This is a genomic window from Sphingobacterium sp. N143, assembly GCF_030325625.1.
Lineage (GTDB): Bacteria > Bacteroidota > Bacteroidia > Sphingobacteriales > Sphingobacteriaceae > Sphingobacterium.
In genome coordinates this window covers 61,450-81,888 of sequence record NZ_JACAIS010000007.1, presented here as the reverse complement: position 1 = coordinate 81,888, position 20,439 = coordinate 61,450, and the positions used below count along the sequence as shown (strand labels likewise).

General features: G+C 42.5%; 11 protein-coding genes. All 11 read right to left on the bottom strand.

The window, feature by feature from the left end; genetic code table 11:
• Positions 1–153: 153 nt before the first annotated feature.
• The 11 genes from HX021_RS14085 to HX021_RS14035 all read right to left on the bottom strand — a co-directional run bounded on the left by HX021_RS14085 (position 154) and on the right by HX021_RS14035 (position 20,437).
• The gene (locus tag HX021_RS14085; protein ID WP_286591052.1) at positions 154–4,704 is read right to left on the bottom strand and encodes an efflux RND transporter permease subunit; all 4,551 of its coding nucleotides are present in this window, start codon (positions 4,702–4,704) and stop codon (positions 154–156) included.
• A 13-nt stretch (positions 4,705–4,717) separates the two neighbouring features.
• Positions 4,718–5,824 carry an efflux RND transporter periplasmic adaptor subunit gene (locus HX021_RS14080; protein WP_286591051.1) on the bottom strand — a complete coding sequence of 369 codons (1,107 nt, stop codon included), beginning with the start codon at positions 5,822–5,824 and terminating at the stop codon, positions 4,718–4,720.
• Positions 5,825–5,984: 160 nt separating this feature from the next.
• The gene (locus tag HX021_RS14075; RefSeq protein WP_286591049.1) at positions 5,985–6,347 is read right to left on the bottom strand and encodes a hypothetical protein; all 363 of its coding nucleotides are present in this window, start codon (positions 6,345–6,347) and stop codon (positions 5,985–5,987) included.
• A 166-nt stretch (positions 6,348–6,513) separates the two neighbouring features.
• Positions 6,514–8,805, bottom strand: coding sequence for a GH92 family glycosyl hydrolase (locus tag HX021_RS14070; protein ID WP_502959006.1), 2,292 nt, complete (start codon positions 8,803–8,805; stop codon positions 6,514–6,516).
• 269 nt (positions 8,806–9,074) lie between these two features.
• Positions 9,075–10,118: a PKD domain-containing protein gene (locus HX021_RS14065; RefSeq protein ID WP_286591047.1), complete on the bottom strand. Its 1,044-nt coding sequence runs from the start codon at positions 10,116–10,118 to the stop codon at positions 9,075–9,077.
• A 36-nt stretch (positions 10,119–10,154) separates the two neighbouring features.
• Positions 10,155–11,525 carry a discoidin domain-containing protein gene (locus HX021_RS14060; protein WP_286591046.1) on the bottom strand — a complete coding sequence of 457 codons (1,371 nt, stop codon included), beginning with the start codon at positions 11,523–11,525 and terminating at the stop codon, positions 10,155–10,157.
• Between the two features lie 16 nt (positions 11,526–11,541).
• Complete coding sequence (locus HX021_RS14055) at positions 11,542–13,278, bottom strand: DUF4983 domain-containing protein (RefSeq protein WP_286591045.1); 1,737 nt, start codon at positions 13,276–13,278, stop codon at positions 11,542–11,544.
• Between the two features lie 16 nt (positions 13,279–13,294).
• A complete protein-coding gene (locus HX021_RS14050; protein ID WP_286591044.1) occupies positions 13,295–14,920 on the bottom strand; it encodes a DUF5008 domain-containing protein in 1,626 nt (541 codons plus the stop codon).
• A 21-nt stretch (positions 14,921–14,941) separates the two neighbouring features.
• Positions 14,942–15,706 (bottom strand): fasciclin domain-containing protein, encoded by a 765-nt coding sequence (locus HX021_RS14045; protein ID WP_286591042.1) that lies wholly within the window; start codon positions 15,704–15,706, stop codon positions 14,942–14,944.
• Between the two features lie 12 nt (positions 15,707–15,718).
• Positions 15,719–17,266 (bottom strand): RagB/SusD family nutrient uptake outer membrane protein, encoded by a 1,548-nt coding sequence (locus HX021_RS14040; protein ID WP_286591041.1) that lies wholly within the window; start codon positions 17,264–17,266, stop codon positions 15,719–15,721.
• Positions 17,267–17,278: 12 nt separating this feature from the next.
• Positions 17,279–20,437 (bottom strand): SusC/RagA family TonB-linked outer membrane protein, encoded by a 3,159-nt coding sequence (locus HX021_RS14035; RefSeq protein WP_286591040.1) that lies wholly within the window; start codon positions 20,435–20,437, stop codon positions 17,279–17,281.
• Positions 20,438–20,439 lie beyond the last annotated feature (2 nt).

The following is a 20,439-nucleotide window of genomic DNA, read 5'->3' as shown; positions in this document are numbered from 1 at the left end:
TTCAATACAGTCAAGGCTAAACTACGTAAAAATAACAAAAAAAAGAGGACATCTCCCGACGGCCTCTTTTTCTAACCCTGATAAGGGCTTAAGAATTAACAATTTAATTCTTTATCGCATGAAAAATAGTTTTCTTGTATTTAATGGGCTTATTTATTTCCAGCCTCCACCCAAGGCTTTGTACAGCAGAATTTGATTTAGTGTACTCTCTTTTTCTAATTCTACCTTGCCAATCTGTGCCTCCAACGATTCTTTCTGTGCTGTAACCACATCCAGGGAGGTAACCCGGCCGGCAATAAACAATTCTTGTGCGGCTTCTATGGAAAGGTCCAATGCCAAGACATTCTCGTCGACAAAGCTGCGACGTTTGCTGATCGCTTCCTGTGTCATGATGACATTAGATACTTCATTATAAGCATTCACCACTGACTTTTCGTAGTCGATAAAAGCAATCCCATAGTCGGCTTTTGCAACTTCATATTGCGTTTTTAGCTGCCGTTGGTTAAAGATCGGCAGTGTAATGCCACCGAACAAATTGTAGGTAACGGACTTGTCCAAACTGAATAGTTTATTAAAACTAAAGCTTTGCAATCCAACAAATGGGCTAATGGCTACCGATGGTAAAAAGGCTAAACGGGAGGCTTCCTGATTGTTTGAGGATGATATCATCTTCAGGTAAGCCGCTTTGATATCTGGACGCTGATTAACCAGGTCATCCGGGCTACCAAAACTCATCGGATTGTATAGCTTAAGATTCTCTACATAATTACCCCGTTCAATCGGTTGGTAGAACCGTCCCAATAAGCCATTGATATGATGTTCCCATAGCGCTGTTTCCTGGATAAGCTGCTCCTTTGCGGATTTCGAGTTAGCTAATAACGCCTTAAATTGTTGTACTGAAAGTTCGGTTGCATAACCGGCATCTTTCTTTATCTCAACCACCTCAAGCGCATTTTTATGCAATTCTATATTCCGGTCATAGACCTTTATCTTCTGATCCAGTGCCATTAACTCGTAATAAGCCGTGGCAATATTGGATACCAACTCAGTCTCCAGCAAACGCTTCCCTTCTTGTTCCGCCAATAAGCTAAAATAAGCCGCCTGTTTTTGATTTTTTAATTTACCCCACAAATCAATTTCCCATGAAGACCGTAATCCAATGAAATAATCCGGAATAAATGGTTCTGGTAATTTCTCATCGCTTTTTAAGTTTTCAGAGAAATTAGAATCGTAATTACCAATACCAGATTCTGTATAGTGGCCATATTTACGTATTCCCCCCTCTACAGCAGCCTCCAGCGTGGGACCCAATGCAGCTTTCCGCTGTTTGAAATAAGCTTGAGCAGATTCCAATCGTAAAATTGATTGACGGATGTCCATATTGTTCTGCAAGGCGGAATCAATCAAGGCGACCAAGAGTGGATCCTTAAAGATCTCCTTCCAGGACCGATTGCCAACATTTATGCTATCTTTCAGCGCACTTGCTGAGAATGCGGCCGGAACGGCGATCTTTTCAGGTTGAACCGCTTTTTTAGGCACCGAACAGCTTCCAAAAAGAATAAGGGCGGCAATGACCAATGAGGCCTGTTTCACAATTTGCTTTTTATTATCCTTTTTCGAAAACAAGATGACCAACCCTGGAATAACAATAACACCCAATATCGTTCCGATGAGCATTCCCCCTACCGCAGCTGTACCGATACTCCGATTACCTAAAGCACCGGCACCGCTCGCCATCATTAATGGAATCAGCCCGGCAATAAAAGCAAAAGAAGTCATTAAAATAGGACGAAGACGGGCCACAGCTCCCTCGATGGATGCCGTGACAATATCCATTCCTTGTTTATATTTCAAATTGGCATATTCTACGATAAGAATCGCGTTCTTACCCAATAAGCCAATGAGCATGACTAATGCCACCTGCGCGTAGATATTGTTTTCCAGCCCAAATACTTTTAAGAAAATAAAAGCTCCAAAGATTCCCGCCGGAAGACAGAGAAGTACAGGTAAAGGCAGCAAGAAGCTCTCATACTGTGCACATAAAAGTAAATAAACAAACAATAGACAGAGTGCAAATATATACAGTGCCTGATTACCCGAAATCTTTTGTTCCCTGGTCATACCGGACCATTCTATACTATACCCCTGAGGTAAAGAGGATGCTATCTTTTCCACTTCTTCAATGGCCTGTCCAGAACTGAAACCTGGAGAGGATTGTCCCGTGATCATCGCCGAACTAAACATGTTATAGCGGGTAATCTGTTCTGGTCCATACATACGTTCCATCGAAATAAAGGCATTGTAAGGGACCATTTCGCCAGCATCATTCTTTACATACAGCCGCAGTACATCTTCAGGCTTTTGGCGATATTCAGGCCCGGCCTGTACCATTACCTTATACATCTGCCCATACCGGATAAAATTGGTCGCATAAAGGCTACCCATCAAGGTCTGTAAAGTATTCATGGCATTTTCTACCGATATTCCTTTCTTTGCAGCCATGTCATAATCCACTTTCAACATGTATTGCGGAAAGTTTACGTCAAAGCTGGAACTAACATCCTGCAGGACCGCACTTTTCTCCATATCGTCCATAAATCCCTGCAGCACTTCGGCTGTTTTATTGAGATCTTCATTCCCACTGCGGTCCAATAAACGTAATTCAAATCCCGAAGAGTTACCAAATCCAGGAACTGTTGGTGGCGGGAAGAAATCAATCTGTGCATCGGCAAAATCTTTTGTTTTCTCCCGTAATTCTTTGATGACGTCATCCACCGTCTGATCACGCTCTTTCCATGGTTTGAGATTGATCATCCCCATTCCGTATGAAGCACCGGAAACTTCCGTAACAATACTATATCCAGATAAGGTCGAAACAGTTTCGACGACATCTAATTTGCGAGATACAGAGTCAACCTGATCCAATATGCGTTCGGTACGGTCAACGGTTGCTCCCGGAGGGGTCGTCACCGCAACATAAATCATTCCCTGATCTTCCGTAGGGATAAAACCGGAAGGCAATATAGCGCTGCTCCCCCATGTGGCCACAAAAAAACCACCCAGTAACAGCAATGTCAATCCACGTCTTGCACTTGTTTTTACAAGTATACCCTTATAGCCAAAAGCTGTTCTATCGTACATCGCGTTGAACTTTCTAAAGAAACGGTCCAGCAAGTTATTGGACGGTTTACGGTCATGTGGTGATCTTAGAAATAGCGCACATAATGCCGGAGTCAATGTCAGGGCATTGATACCCGAAATAACGATAGCCGCCGCAAGTGTAAGGGAAAACTGTCTGTAGAAGATGCCGACAGGACCAGAAAGAAAGGCAACCGGAACAAATACCGCTGACATCACCAAGGTAATGGCCACAACAGCACCACCAACCTCTTTCATGGCTTCAAGGGTGGCTTCCATCGGTTGCAGATGCTCTTCCTCCATTTTGGCATATACAGCTTCCACTACCACAATCCCGTTATCTACAACAATTCCGATCGCCAGCACCAAAGCAAATAGCGTCAACAAGTTAATGGAAAAGCCCAACATCTGCATAAAGAACAAGGCTCCAATCAAACAAACCGGAACCGCTAAAATTGGAATAACTGTGGCACGAAAATCCTGCAAAAAGATAAATACAACAATAAAAACTAACAGGAAAGCCTCCAACAACGTTTTAATGACCGATGAAATAGAAGCATCCAAAAATCGTGATACATCATATCCCATCGTATATGTCATTCCTGCTGGGAATGATGTTTCCTTCAATTCCGCCATCCGGTCTTTTACCCGCTGGATAACTTCCTGTGCATTGGATCCAGGCAATTGTTTCAACATAATGGAGGCCGAAGGACGACCATCTGTCTTGGATACCATTTCATAGTCTAAAGATCCGAATTCAACATCAGCGATATCTTTAATACGGATAATGGAACCATTGGAATTTGCCCTGATAGGCACATTGGCATATTCCTCCACTTCTGTGAACTTACCCGGATAGCGCAACACATATTGCTGCATATTACGCATTTTATCAGAACTAATCCCTGTCTGTCCCGGTGCGGCTTCAATATTCTGTTTACGCAGGGCTGCAACAACATCCTCAGCTGAAATATTATAAGCAGCCATACGATCAGGTTTTACCCATACCCGCATCGCATAGTCACGCATACCCATGATCTGGGCCCGGCCAACTCCCTCAATACGTTTGAGTTCTTTCAGGATATTGATATCCGCAAAATTATAAATGAATCGTTCATCAGCCGTTTTATCGTCTGTATAAACGTTCAGATACATTAACATCGAGTTTACCTCTTTTTCAGTGGTCACCCCAGCTTTGATGACCTCTTCCGGCAATTCATCCAGTACAGTGGTCACCCTATTCTGTACGTTTACTGCCGCAATATCCGGGTCTGTACCCACTTCAAAGAAAACCTGAATCACCGTACTTCCGTTATTGGTGGATACCGAATTCATGTAAGTCATCCCTGGGACACCGTTGATTGCTTTTTCCAAAGGAATGGCCACGGCATTGGTACTTACATCTGCATTTGCACCGGTGTAATTGGCATTGACAACCACTGAAGGCGGTACAATATCAGGGAATTGTGTAATAGGCAATGTAAATAACGCCAATAATCCCAGAAGCGTAATGAACACTGAAATAACCAACGATAATATTGGCCTTTTTATAAATGTTTCAAACATAATCTTTCCTCCGCTACAGCTTCCTCATTTTTGGGTTAATCTTCATTCCATCACGCAAACTTTGTACTCCTTCATAAACCACCTTTACATCTGGTTCCAATCCACCTTCTACAATATAATAGTGTCCTACACGAGGCCCTGCAGCAAAAGGCGTCATTTTAACAGTACTATCTGCCTGCATCGTATAGACATAGGTCTTATCCTGGATTTCAAATACTGATTTTTGATGCACAAATTGATGTTCTCCAGTCTCCATTGGTACCCCGATCTTTCCGGTGGCACCATGTTTTAGAATACGTTCCGTATTGGGAAACTGTGCACGGAGGGCAATAGAACCTGTATTGGCTTCGAATTCACTTTCGACAATATGTGCGACACCCTCATGTGGATATAACACACCATTTGCCAATATTAATTTTACCGTTTTCTGCGTCTCTTTACCATTCAATTTATCCTGCATCATGGTCAGATATTCACGCTCAGAAATATCAAAATATACATTCACCTTACTCAGGTCAGAAATCGTTGTAATTAAGCTTCCTTCTGTCAATAAAGATCCCTCTTTTAATAAAATTCGGTCTATCCGACCATCAAATGGCGCTTGGATCACTGTATAATCAAGCCTTGTCTGTGCCTGGTTGACCAAAGCACGGGATTCTTCAATCTTCGAGTTTGCTGCCTTAAGCTGAATCTTTAGCAGGTTATATTCCGAAGGACTGACAATGTTTTTATCCACTAGTTTTTGGGTTCGTTCCATCTCCAGCTTGATTTTTTGTGCTTCCGCAATGGAATTATCATACTGCGCTTTGGCTTTGGCAAGTTCAGAACGGTATTCTTCATTATTATACTTGAACAACGTTTGTCCTTTTTTTACCCAGGCCCCTTCATCGACGTAGATTTTGTCTAAAAATCCATTTAATTTTGAACGAACCTCAACATTTTTAAACGCCTGTATATCCGCAATATAATCCTTATAAACGGTTGTATCCATCGTCATCAATGAAACAACAGGAATGTTCTTAATCTCTTCTTTGTGTTCGGCGCTAGCATTCGAAGAACGGCATGAAGCCAGCGTCCCTACCGTACCCACCAAGAGGCACAGTGCAATTAATTTCTTCATAAAACGATAAAAATGTAAAATGTAAACTAGATACAAGATAGAAGCACATGATCTTATTCAATAAGAGCGGAGGCTATCACCACCAACACGTCAGGAACAAGCACAAAACATTTCTTGTTATTTTGCAGGCTTCTTAGGTAGAAAAGTAAAGTTAAAGTACTTAGAAGGGTCGAAACCGGGCGAGATATCGATAATACCCTAAAAGACAGAGCGTCTTGGATCGATAAAAAGGATGGGTCTTTCCTTTGGAAAAGCACCATGCAGTAAATACAATCCCAAAAATAAAAATAAAGACAGAAAGAACCTGACTATTGACAGAAAATATACGATAATCATCTTGCAATAGCACTTTCTCTTCTTGAGAAGGATGAATCGGGTCTAAATCCAGCACATCATCCAAAAAATATTCCACAATAGTCTCTCCTGTATGTATAACTTGCCCCGTAGCCGATGAAAAAGAGTCATAGGTCCACAGATTGAGGTATGCACAGAGTGTTAAAAGATGAAATATTTTACCTAACATGTTGAAATTCCGAATCACAAAGATATAATTTTAAATTTCCAAGATGATTCGAATTATGTAAAAAAACCATGACAGCAGAGAATTAGTTGCCATGGTCTTAGTTCGCGTAAAATTTGCATACAAAAAAAAGAATTCCCGTCTCACGACAGCTAACCGGGTCTAGAGCCTATTTGAGGCGTTCATTGCTGAACGAATAGGGGGCATCCTCTTTTTTTGTTCCCCGTTGCTTATTCGGTTCGTTGCTCATCTTAAATTGCAAATTAGCTCCTTTGAATAAATCAGTGTACCGGATATAGTTTTTATCATAAGATTTTCCGTCCAAAAGCAACTGATTCACATAAACCTGTCCGGCGCCCTGGTTAAGCGCATCAATACGCACATTTTTTCCATTTTCAAGCCTTAAGGTTACCTTATCAAACTGAGGGGAGCCCAGCACATATTCACCTGATCCGGGCGAAACCGGATAAAATCCCAGCGACGAAAACACATACCAGGCTGATGTCTGCCCATTATCCTCGTCTCCACAATAACCATCAGGTGTCGGGAGATACAGTTTATCCATAATCTTACGGACCCAATATTGAGTCTTCCAGGGTTCGGCCGCATAATTATACAAATAAGGCATATGTTGGATAGGTTGATTACCATGCGCATACTGCCCCATGTTCATGACTTGCATCTCGCGCATCTCATGGATCATGCCACGGCTCTTCATTCCTTCATAGCTTGGTATAACAAACACGGTATCCAACATTGACACAAAAGATGTATTGCCGCCCATCAGATCAATCAATCCCTGTGGATCATGAAATACACAGAAACTCCAATGCCAGGCATTTCCTTCTGTATATTCTCTGGACCAGGCACTGGGATCAAAATTGGGCACAAAAGAACCATTCTGCTTTTTGCCACGCATCAACCTGGTGCTTGAATCAAACAGATTTTTATAGTTCATTGCTCGTTGTGCATAAATAGCTGTTTCCGATGCGGGTTTGCCCAATGCCTTACCAAACTCATAGATGCACCAGTCATTATAAGCATATTCCAATGAACGGGCAACATTCTGATCCACCTTAACGTCTGCAGGAATATACCCCAGTTTGTTATAATATTCATAACCAAAGCGACCTGTGGATGAATGTTTTGGATAGGCATTATTTGCACCATGTTTTAATGCCTCCCAAAGCAAATCCGTATTATACCCTTTGCGCCCTGTAATTAAGGCATCTGCAACGATGGATGCCGAATTATTACCGATCATTGAAGCCCGATGCCCCGGCGATGCCCATTCCGGTAAATATCCACTTTCTTTATACGCATTGACCAACCCTTCCTGCATGCGATCATTCATCGATGGGTACAAAAGGTTCAAAAGCGGGAACAAGCTCCGGAAAGTATCCCAAAATCCAGTATCTGTAAACATCTCTCCGGGTAGGACCTTCCCATTATAAGGACTATAATGAATCCGGTTTCCATGGCTGTCGATCTCCGAAAAATCTCTCGGGAACAATACAGATCGGTAAAGACAGGAATAAAACGTACGCAATTTGTCGATATGGTTATCTTCTACCTGAACACGGCCCAATACATCATTCCATTGTTGTTTACCTTCCTGAACCACCTGCTCAAAACTTTTCGATTTTACCTCGTTCAGGTTCAGTTCTGCCTGTTCAAAACTCACAAAGGAAGATGCAATTTTCGCAACCACCTTCTCCCCCTTTTGCAAAGATGGAAAGCCAATGATGGCTCCGGCATGGTTATCCTGAATTTCTAGCGCATCATTCTTTATAAGACCATTTTTCACACCAGCTTTATAAGAGAAAGCATGATCAAAAGTAATCACAAAATAATTCTTAAAATTATCCGGTACCCCACCACTATTTTTTGTTGAATAGCCAATAATTTTATGTTCATCAGGGAGTATTTTAATATATGACCCCTTGTCAAAGGCATCAATAATCACATAGGCACTGTCCGTTTTGGGAAAGGTAAACTGAAATACTGCTGCTCGCTGGGAAGGAGTAAGCTCTGTGGTCACATCATGGTCTGCCAGATAGACACTGTAATAATACGGTTTTGCAATTTCCGCCTTGTGTGAAAACCAGCTGGCGCGTTTCTCCTGATCAAACTGAGGCGTACCCGTGATTGGCATCAGTGAAAATTGGCCGTAATCATTATTCCATGGACTGGGTTGATGCGTCTGTTTAAATCCCTTGATTTTATCCGCCGTATAGGTATATACCCATCCATCACCCATATTTCCGGTCTGTGGTGTCCAAAAATTCATACCCCAAGGTCGGGCAATTGCTGGATAGGTATTCCCATTTGACAGCTCATATTTGGATTCAGTACCGATCAGGGGATTTACATAATCCACTGGGGAAGATTGCTGTGCTGCACCGGTATAGGCTGCAAACAGCAACATGGCACTACCTGTTAGTTTTCTGATATTAAACATAATGAATATAATTGAAACGTTATAAACGCTTAAAAGCTAAAACGTATTAGTAAATTTAGAAAATAAAATTGATCCGACTAGCGAATGGATTGGTTTTTCACAAGATGGTTACAAAGGAAGCAGCTCATTGATGAATCATTCACAGCGGCAGTCAGATCGTTGTATTAAAAACAGCTCTGGTTGGCTTGGGATCCAAGCCAACCGGAGCTGTTTCATAAAAAATCACCCGGACTTCCGACAAGTGGAAATTCCAAGAGCACAATACTTAGCTATCGAGGTAACTCCAATAGTCTAAATTCACTCATCTGAAAATTCGATCCCGAAGCGACTGATTTAACCACATATCGATAATAGCCATACGGTTTTGAATTGGAAAACCGAAACGTGATCGATTTTCTCCTGTCCTCAGGTGCACTGCCAAAGCTGTAATCCTTTACGCTGTTCAAGGTTACCCAAGATATTCCATCATCAGAGGCTTGTATTTCCCATTCTTTGGGATCCCTTTCAGGAGCATCATTTCCTGTCGTAATCGTATAGGCATTGATCACCTGTGGTTGATAGAAGGCAAATTGCCAGGAAAGGCCCGGCTGATACCCGCCAATGAACAATTTAGTTGTCAAATCATTATCCACAAGTTTTTTTGACCCTTCTCCTGCATCTGGTCCGCTTGAGTTATCCTGTGAAATCCGAAATGTGTTATCCATATTTGTCCAGTCCTTTACAATGCCCAAATCTGTGAGGAGCTTGGTGACGGTGATTTGGGATCCTTTGGGTGTCCAGACTTCAAGTTTATACGTTTCAAAGCTTCCCACTCCGATCGATATATCGGCTTTTTCCTGATCCGAAACCTGTTCATAAGTGTCTTTTTTCAACACAGACCAGATAGCCCCCTGTATCGCAACATCACTCTCATAGCTTAAGATCAATTTTCCTGTCCCATTTTTTGTTGCGTTGAATTGAAGCAATTTCTCAGCGTCAATTGGAATGACCTCCTCACGTTGTGCCCAGTCACCATTTTCATTGAGCACCTTCAGCTGTACAGTGAAATTCCCTGTATTTAAAAATGTATGCTGAGGAGATACCACCGTTGACGTGCTGTCGTCACCAAAACTCCACCGCGCCTCCTTATAGTCTTTGGACTGATTCGTGAAAGCAAAGGTAAATGGGTCGTTTTTAGCCACTTGTTTGACCGAAAAAGCTGATTTGGGATTGGGAAGCTGAGGCTTTTCAACAATAACTTCCTTCTCTTTATGACAACTCAGTACAAAAATTAGTACAAAGAAACTATATATGCATTTTTCTATTTTCATCATGATAAATTTCATCGTTAATAAAACATAATCACAGCCCTACAAAAACTCAATCATCCGCCACTCCGAACATTGAAACAATCTGTTTCCGACATTCTCGGTAATATTCAGCCGATAGAACTTATAACTTCCCGGTTTTTGTACATTAAATCTTCTAGTCTCAATACGATTGGGAAAGCTTTCGTCTGTCCTACTGTCGATGATGACCCAATTCGTGCCGTCCAAAGAGCCTTCAAGAAACCAGCTTTTCGGATCACGTGCGATTTCATCATTTCCAGAAGTCAGGGTATAGGCCCCGATCTTAAGTGTTCTGGTAAAGGTCAATGTACATTGCAGATCCCCGGTAAATCCACCCTGTAAAAACTTGGTACTTGTCTGGTTATCCACTAACTTGAGACTTCCTTCACCGGCGTCAGGACCACCATCATTATCTCTGTTCACGGTCAATGTTGCCTCCCCGGTCACATCAAATTCAACAACATTGGCACAGTCAATGAGTATGGTGGTATAATTCTTCTGCAGATTAATCACATGTAAAGTCGGATCTTTTAAATACACGGTGATCGCAAGGAACCGGTCTTTATTTTTTGCAATAATATCCCATGGGATCGAGATACTGAAATCAGCAGCGGATTTATTTCCTTGGACCTGCACCCGTGAGGGAAGAGAAAACTCCTGTTCATTTAATCCTACCGTATGCTCAGGTAATATTTTTTCATTGATCCAACCCGCTATTGAATCGGTCGTGCCCCGCACTTCAACATAAAACCATTTACTGGGGAATGATGCTAACGAAACCCCCAGCGGTATTTCAATTCCTGATGGGGTCGTATTGTAGTTGTTGTGATTGCTGGCCAAGATAATACTCCCCGGTGAATTCGTTATGGAGAGATAATGAATATCAGCTTCCGACAGGAGATCCTTGGAATCCAATGTAACGATTACACTATTTGGATTTCCCAATTGATTGCCCTTGCCAGGATTTGATAATTTATAGGAAAGCGCAAATTTTTCACCATACACCCGTTCAATCGCAGTCCGGGAAATCGTTAATACAAACGATGCTGTATCAGCGCCATATTGAAACTTAACAACATTTGGGAAAGAAAAAGCTTGATTGGGCAGGGCAACAACATCCTTTAATGCCCCAGATTCAATTAACTTTGTTACGGTGTCAGTATTCAACTGCAGCTCCACATCAAAAGTTTTGGTTGCAGGGCTGCTCAATTTTACTTTCATGGGAATCTGGACATAGTCATTTGTTTTGACTAAATCCTTTCCACCTCCGGCAGCTATCACTTGGACGGCTGTGTTTCCCTGTAGGTTAAACTCTTCAAGATTATCTTTTGAACAAGCCATAAATTGGCTATAGGTCAAAATCATTGTTAGAAAATAAAAAAGTCTTTTCATGATGTCTTATTTAAGATTATTTATCGACCCAAACCCGACCATCCAGTTGCCAGCCCTCCTGCCTTGCAATCTGCAGCCAGCTAAATATTTGTGCCGTGATATCTGTATTTTTAGGAACCAGTGTGCTGATCGTCTCAACAGAAGGGGCACAGAGGAAATCATTGAGTTTTGAGATTTCATATCCCGGATCACCAAGTTTCAAGGTATTGCCCAAAGCCCCCTCATCATACAGCATTCCGTCGGTGATCGTCCCTACAACAGGCCAATTGGCAGCCATATTCTCATAATAGGGATGGTCTTCATTAATTCCAACCTGGCAGTTATATTGGGTGATGACAGACTCAGGTAATGCAATTTTCCAAAATCGCACGTCGGCCAGATAATAATCACCTTCATTCCAGTTACTGCCACCATTGACCAACCCGAGCCTGAATTTAGCCGGACTACTGATTGGGCCCCAAGAGCTGACATCAATTTCGTTTCCAGGAAGACCATTTGTATAAGTCTTAATAATCCGCTTGCCATCACTGGTAACAGAGCCTACCACAGTAACATTATTCCATGTCGCATTATTCAATTTTGGTCCATTGACCTCTCCGCTTCCATTCGGGCCGCGCCCATTGAACATCCAATAATCTTCTTTAAAGGCCATAATCCAACCGTTTGTAGGTGCTCCAGATTCCCATTTTTCACGCTTACCAATAAAAGACGGATAGTTGGGAAATTTATATGTATTATTAGGCCCCTTGTTCTTTTTCACCTTTAATTCAATGGTAAATTCCTTATCCTTGTCCCCTAGATCAAAAATAGAATCACCTTCCGTCATTTCGGCAAAGATCCCACCCTTAAACCGTAAAAAATCACCAGAGAAACGACTTCCCAGGTATGGTTTATTAATATACCTGGAATTATATTTTGGTGAATAGAAGATTGTAAAGGTATTGACCGCAGGGTTACTAAAAATTGTATTGTCATTCTGTGCGGGCGGAATCTCAAAAGGTCCCCCCTTACTCGAGGTGATAATGACCAACCAATTTTCTTTTTTGTAGGTAGGCCGCTGCTCGAGTGCTGTTTTAATTTCCCCTACCTGTTTATCAAAATGCTCTATCGCCGCCTTGTACATAGCACTGCTATTATCATATTTCGATGCCTTACCGGCTTGATCAATCGCCGTAAAATGTGCAGTCAGCATGGTTAACTCGGGCTGCTTTAGCCCTTCTTTGACACGGAGCACCACGTCCTCATCCGAGGCTTCCAATTTGGCTGCAGCCGCAGGTGCCAGATGGTCAACAAACATTTTGGAACTGCTATATATTTTAAATACTGGGTTTTTCATATCAGCCGCAATCCGGGTATACACCATTGGAAAGGTCTGAAAATTATTGTTGCTAAAATTATCTCCGACCACCAAATGCTTTTGCTGAGCAACACCCGTAATAAGACTTGCTAAATCTGCACCGGTGGCTCCTGCATCATCATGCTCCTCACTCAACGAGACCCATGAGTAAATAGCATGGTCCAACAATCCATTCATGGTCTTGATATTTGCTGTTCGCACCGACTCTCCCCGGGCACCATCGGCAATCAGCAGTAATACCTTCGGTTTACCATACACTAGATCTACGGTATCCTGTTCGCCTGTATTTTCTGGTAGCAATCGACCAAATTCATCCTGACAGGAAATCATGGCCGAGCAGAATAGCAACGACAGCAACCATCTATTTATATTTCGCACATTATCTTGAAATTTCATCTGTTTAAAATTTAGGTTATTGTTCCAATTTAATCCGAATCAGGTTGTGCACTTCTTCATTGTTAAATCGACTAAAGGAGCCCATCAGCAATAAAGCACGTTTCCCATCCTCGGTCTTCGTTTGTACAGCCTTATTGATATAGCCAAAGAAGTAGCCGGACGTATTATACGCACTATGCAGTTCCCCAGATGCATGTAAGATCATGAAACCATTTCGGGCGATATTATTGTAGTGCACAAAATCCCCGGCAACAACAACTAGACCATCGTCCAACTGCATGGCCGAGTAAGGCTCTCCGCCGTCAAATGTTTTTGCCTGAAAAGTAGGATCTAATGTTCCATTCGCATTTAATAAAGCTATTTTGACTGCCGGTGCACCATTATACTTACTGAAAGCACCGACAATGACATATTTATTCGTGACGCGGTTATAAGATACCGCGGCAACGGTATAATCAGCTCCTGCTCCCCCAGCATTGAACGTAGGATCCAGCGTTCCATCTGCATTTAGTCTTGTAATGTACCCTTTGGCTTGACCATCAAATCGATTGAAAGTACCATATACGAGTATTTTTCCCTTAAGCGGCCCGCTATCGTGATACACCGTCCCTACACTACCATTTCCTCCTGTAAATGGTTTGCCATTTGCCCCGAACCGGAAAGATTTATCCAATGAGCCATCGAGGTTCAAGCGGGCAACATGTCTGATTTCGGTGCTATCTAAGATGACCGTATCTCTTGTTTCCAGCTTATTGGGTTTACCATAAATACGATGGATATAATACCTAAAATTTCCTGTCGCTAGTAGCTTGCCATCGGATTCATAAATATTTCCAACGTTTCCATCAAAGCCACCATTAAATGTAGGGTAATACTTTAGTGTATCCGGCTGACCAGGCCTACGGAAAGGTTTAATCCCCATGGTGTCAATAGCGCCTGTTGTATGGATACGTGTCAAATTGCTAATGTCAGCATTTCGTTGACCATAGCCCGAGAATGAGCCCGCCAGGTAATAATGGTTGCCCAATTGCAGAATACTGCTCAAAGAATTATTTGCGCCGGCCCCGATACGAAAACTTGCATCATAGGTTCCATCTGCAAAAGTTCTTACCAAACGGTTGATGGGACGTATCGATCCTTTGTTATTATAATTCGTAAATCCGCCGACAAAGATCTTTTTACCATCTTCCAAGGTTAACACATCGGAGACAAAACCATTGGTCCCTACCCCCACCTGGAAAGTTGCATCGATCGATACATTCCCCAAAACGGTAAACTGAGGACCAAAGAATACGACATCATCAATCGTAACGGACAGCACACCAGTACTTGCGTACGGTGGGACTTTCAGTTTTACATGGTCCGATGTCAGCTCCAGAACTTCCGCCTTCTCCCCGTTAAACCGAATGATTGCTTTGTCCTTATACTTGTCCAATCCCTTTATCCGCATCATTGTCTCTGTTCCGGTCTTCCCCGATTCTGGTTGCATCTTATCGGTTGGATTGATTTCTATATCCAATGGAGGCACACCGTCCTCGTAAGGTGCCGAAAAAGTTTTATTGTCCTTATTGCATCCGAACAGGAGAGCACTAACAAACAACAAAACGAAATACCTCCACATCATGCTGTACATAACTTTCATAATTTAATCTACAAATGGTTGTTAACGTTTACTTTCCAAAATGTCATTCTCAATCTCAAATAGACTATAGCCAAATTGTGCCTTGGTATAATCGATCACATGGACAACACCATTATCCGGCTGTATATCAGAGGAGGCAACAGGACAGGATATCCATTCTGTTGGTCGGCTGATATCCAATATATAGGAAATATAAAGCTGTCGATACCCCATATATTTCAACCGGGTCACATTGTTTTTATCAGCATCATTGATGGCATCATTATACACAACCCCAATATTGGACACCGTATTTCCCAGGGAAGTATAATTCTGCCCCTTGTATACATTCAGGAGATCAAAGTCGATCTGCGGGTAGTCCATCAGCTTGCGTTTGCCATTGAACATGTAGCGTAATAAATATTTTCGCCAGATAATACTATCGACATCCGCCAAGGTCTTAATCGTATCCCGGCCCAAAACATATAACTCGGCATTGACCCCTGAAGCTGCATGTTGGGCATTCCCCCTTGCCAGACCGATCAGGCTCTTGACATTCTCATCCCTAGGGGCAAAAAAGGTAAATTCTTTCGTCTTAAAATCTCCTTCCAACCCTGCTAAACGGATGATTTGTGCTATAGAGTCAAATTCTCTTGGCTTTGAATCCAAGTAATCCATGATTGAGCCATCAAATTTGGCCTGTGCCAGTCCGCCATCTTTGTAATATTCATCTTTCTTACATGATCCCATGCCATACAGCAGCACAACAACTGCAATAACATAGCCTATATCTTTAAGTCTTTTCATAATTCACCTATATTAGTTTCCACTTGTCCAGTAATCATTCAATACAATCTTTGCGTTAAAATTTTTGGCTGAGGGATCCAGTGGCCAGGTCCATGCACGACGATTATACTGGTCGATGGTCATTGGCGCCATTGTCCATTGTGGATTTAATATGCGTCGTGTTCGTATCAGATCAAAATACCGTACCCCTTCGCCTATCAGTTCCCGACAGCGTTCCTCAAAGATGAAGTTTTTGAGTTCAGCCCCGCCCCCAGTATAGCGTGTGGCCTCAGCCCTATCCCGAACGATATTGAGCACGGCGACCGCCTCTGCTTCCCGTGCCCCCCCAAGATTGGCGAGAGCTTCCGCTTCCAACAGGAGGGCATCAGCATATCGGAATATCATAAATGTGTTGTCCGGATTGGAATCTTCATTACCCGAAGCAAACACATTCGCTGCAAATTTCTTCAGCACAAATCGGCCATCATCAGCATACATGTCCTCATACCACAATTCCTTCCGCTTATCGGCAGGTCCATTCTGAGGATAGATACGGGACATAAAAACTGACGAATAATAGGCAATACTGAACTGCTGATTATACCGTGGAAATTTATACGGCCAACGAAGAAAATGATCCCACAAGGGGGCATAAGCATTGTTCTGATCTCCATAATTGATGGTACGATAAAATTCAAACAAGGATTCCTCGGTACGTCCTTTAGAAACTTTAGCCCAATTTTCAGGTGTTAAGGTATAAAGACGATGAGCACCGCTTGCTCGAAGCTCCTTTCCCAGGTTAGCAACACTTTCATAATATTTCGTCGAATTCCCTGGATCAAAATTAGCGTTCCACATCTTCATATGCATCAGTAAGGCAATGATACTCCCTCTGCTGGCTCGGGCACCGCGCTGAGAGGCATCAGCAAAGGTCCAGGGCATCAGATCTTTGACTGACTCCAGATCCGTAATACATTTACTGACGACCGAAACCATGTCCTCTCGCGGCAATTGTTTTGCGAAATAAGCTTCAGTGTAATATACAACATCACCATAGAGACGTACCATCCAAAAATAACTTAAGCAGCGCATAAAAGTAGCTTCAGCCTGGTAGCGATTTTTGTCTGATTCAGACAATCCGGGGATACCTTCCTCTAATTTAGCAATCAAGATATTACAGCTTTGGATCACTTTATAATACGTATCCCAGATAGAAACCTGATACATGGCATAACCATCCGAACGTCCGCCCGGAAGCGTGTTTCTATACACCGCATTCATATTATTGGTTCCTAAATCTCTTAGGATCATCCGGTTTGTCGAAGCGGTGGGCGACGGAAATATTTCACCGGACCGGGCTTCCCCAATAGCCCCTATTACCCACGATTCATTGAGTTTTTCAAAAAACTGACTGTAGATACGGGCGATATTTGATTCGACATCCTCCTTTGATTGGTAAAAGTTATTTCCGGTGAGCCGATCAATCGGTTCTACCGTCAAAAATTTCTTACATCCAGCTGTAACTAAAACACATAGACACAATACAAGGATGATTTTTCCAAAATTTCTTTTTATTTTCATGGCAGCAGTCTATTAGAAATCAATATTAATACCTACATTATATTGTCTGGGCACAGGGTATCCCCCAGAAGCATCCCTGCCCATGCTACTTACATTTTCTGGATTAGGTCCGCTATATTTTGAAAACGTAGCAATATTCTCAGCTGAGACAAACACCCTTAACCGGTCCAGTCCATATCTTTTTATGGCTTCTTTGGTAAACATATAAGAGAGCGTTACGCTATTCAGCTTAAAGTAAGATCCATCTTCCGCCCAGAGATCCTGATCCATTCGAAATGGATTAATACTCGGGTAACGTTTAAAATCATATGCATAAGGGTATTTCGCGATATCACCGGGCTTCAACCACATATTGATATCATCCAGGGGCACCACAGCTTTATCACCGTAGGGATCACTCATCAATTGGAGTCGCTCTGCAAGGGCGTTATTTAAGATCGTACGTTTTGCCGTATAGGAAGCATATAAATTCAAACCAAATGTGCCCAGGGTCTCATGTTTGTAATTGAAATTCAGCTGCATCCCCCCCGTCACCAAGGGCTGGGAATTACCTGTTCTTGCATAATCATTTTCATCCAGGACATAATTACCATCAAGGTCCGCAAAAATGGGGTCACCAGCCTGAAATTCTGTACCATTGGCCATACGATACCGACGTCCGGTGGCTGGATCCACGGGAACATCCGCATCCGTACTGTATACGCCACGGTTCAATAACATATAGTTGGACATGGTCGATGTACCCACCCTAAAAACAACATGCTGCTTATATTTATCATTATTTTCCCAACGCACAAACTGCCCACCATAATGCTCAGGCAATTTGAGCAATACATCCCGGTTATACGCTCCATTCATCCCAACCGACATCGTAAAACGCCCTTCTGTCCAAGGCCTAAGCATCACAGACAGTTCATGCCCATAATTAGCTATTGCAGCAGAATTACTATTCACCTTGTCAAAACCCAAAGAAGAAGACAGCTTCTCTTCAAAGAGAATATTATCCACTTTTTTATAGTACGTATCATATGTTAACTCAAAGCGGTTCTGAAAGAAAGCCAGATCCAGCCCCAGATTATATTGACTTGTTGTCGTAGGTTTTAAATCAGGATTGGGGATCTGCTCATAATTAATACCAATACCGATCTTGTCATTATATCCACCCGCAATATCATATTTTCCATAAACACGCTCCAATGTACTATTTGGCATAACGTTTACCCCCCAACTGGTTCGAATAGAAAGCAAGTTGATCCAGTCAACCTCCCGTAAGAAATCTTCATGGTAGGCATTCCACCGAAAACCCACTGCTGGATTCTTGGTATAAAGGTTCCCAAATCCATTTTGTGAGGAGCCATCCATACGATAGGAAAGATCGATCACATATTTCTTCATATAATCGTAAGTCCCTGCGACTGCAAAAGATAAACCGCGTTCTTTCCCAAAGCCACGCCGCAATAAGCCGCCGCCTTTCGAGAAATAACCGTCAAACCCCAATGGTCCTTCAAATTGGTCATTAGGTGTACGCGCCTGCAATGTTGCATTGGCCTGTCTATCCAATGTTCGGATTTCATTGAATAAATTGAAAAATACAGTATGTTTTTCATTAAACGTATGACTGTAGTTAACGGAGTTTCGGTTATATAAAGAATTGTAGCGACCATAATAAGCATACACCTGGGCAAATTGACCATTTGCCGCCGCAGGTGTAAAGGTATTTTCATTATCGGAGGTCGATTCATAACTGACAGTCGTCGTCGCCCTCAACCCCGGCAGAAATTCATACGATGCTTCAATAAACGGTTTGATCGATTTGGATGAATTATCATTTTTGGTCTGTAAAGCCGAACTGTACCCCGATGAAGCCAGATAGAAGGAGGGGCCAGGCAATAACGATGAAAATGTACCATTGGTGGCTACCCCAGACTGCAATATCCCCAGACCATTTCCCTTGCTCTTCGATCCAAGAGAAGCATTGACCTGGGCAGTGAATTTGAATTTTTCATTTGGATAATATTCAAATCTCATATTGGCCATATAACGGTCAAAGCCCGTATTTTTGATAATACCATTTTCATTGTAATAATTCAGATTCGCCTTATAATTTAATTTTTGATTTCCCCCATCGATTGCCAAGTTATGGGTCTGGTTATACGTTGTTGCATAAAATAAATCCTGCCAGTTGGTCGAGTTATTATAATAAGCATTTAAGCTATCGGACAACATGGGAGTTTGCGAAATCCGGTCCAGATCCTCCTGTGACAAAGCATTGCCATAGATCTGTAGTAATTTAAGACGTCGTTCAAGATTTCCACCCAAGGTTTCCCGCAATTTTGGGGGTGTCTTGACAAAGAAATTTCCAGTGTAACGTACGCGGGGTACCTCAGAGTTTCCTCTTTTGGTGTTAATGATGATAACACCGTATGCGGCCAAGGAGCCATATAAGGAAGTTGCCTGTGCATCTTTCAACACTTCTATACTTTCAATATCTTCAGGCGGGATTAAGGACAAGGGGCTAATGCCTGGTCCCTGTTGGCTCAATCCCAATTCATTGGCTCGATCCGCATCCATGGGAACCCCATCAATCACATATAATGGTGATGTTGGCGTCAGAAAAGATTGATCCCCACTACCCGTGACACTAATGGTAGAAAGTCCCCGGATCTGTGTCGATCCCCTAAATCCAGGAGCTCCGGTATTTACCTGAACATTCAGACCGGCGACTTTCCCTTGAAGTAAATTTTCGACGTTGGCAGCAGGGATATCCTGAATCTCCCGTCCTCCGATCTTCGTCGACGCTCCTGTGGTGGTCTCCCTTGGCCGATTGACATACCCCCGAACCACGACCTCATCCATTTGATTATCCAGTTCCTTCATCCGGACAGTGATATTGCGATCTGCACGGGCGGCCATCGTAACACCATCATAACCTATCAATCTAAATACGATAGTAGCGCTGGTTGCCGCTGTCACATTAAATGCACCTGACGAACTTGTGGACGTGACTTCACGTGCCGTTTTTCCGTACCGTATGGTTACGCCCGCCAGCGGTTTTCCCTTGCTATCGGTTACTTTCCCCGACATGGTAACAGTCTGCGCAAAAGCTTCCACAGCTAAAACCACGCACAATACGAGGAGAATATACCTATTATAAAATATCTTTAATTGCATAA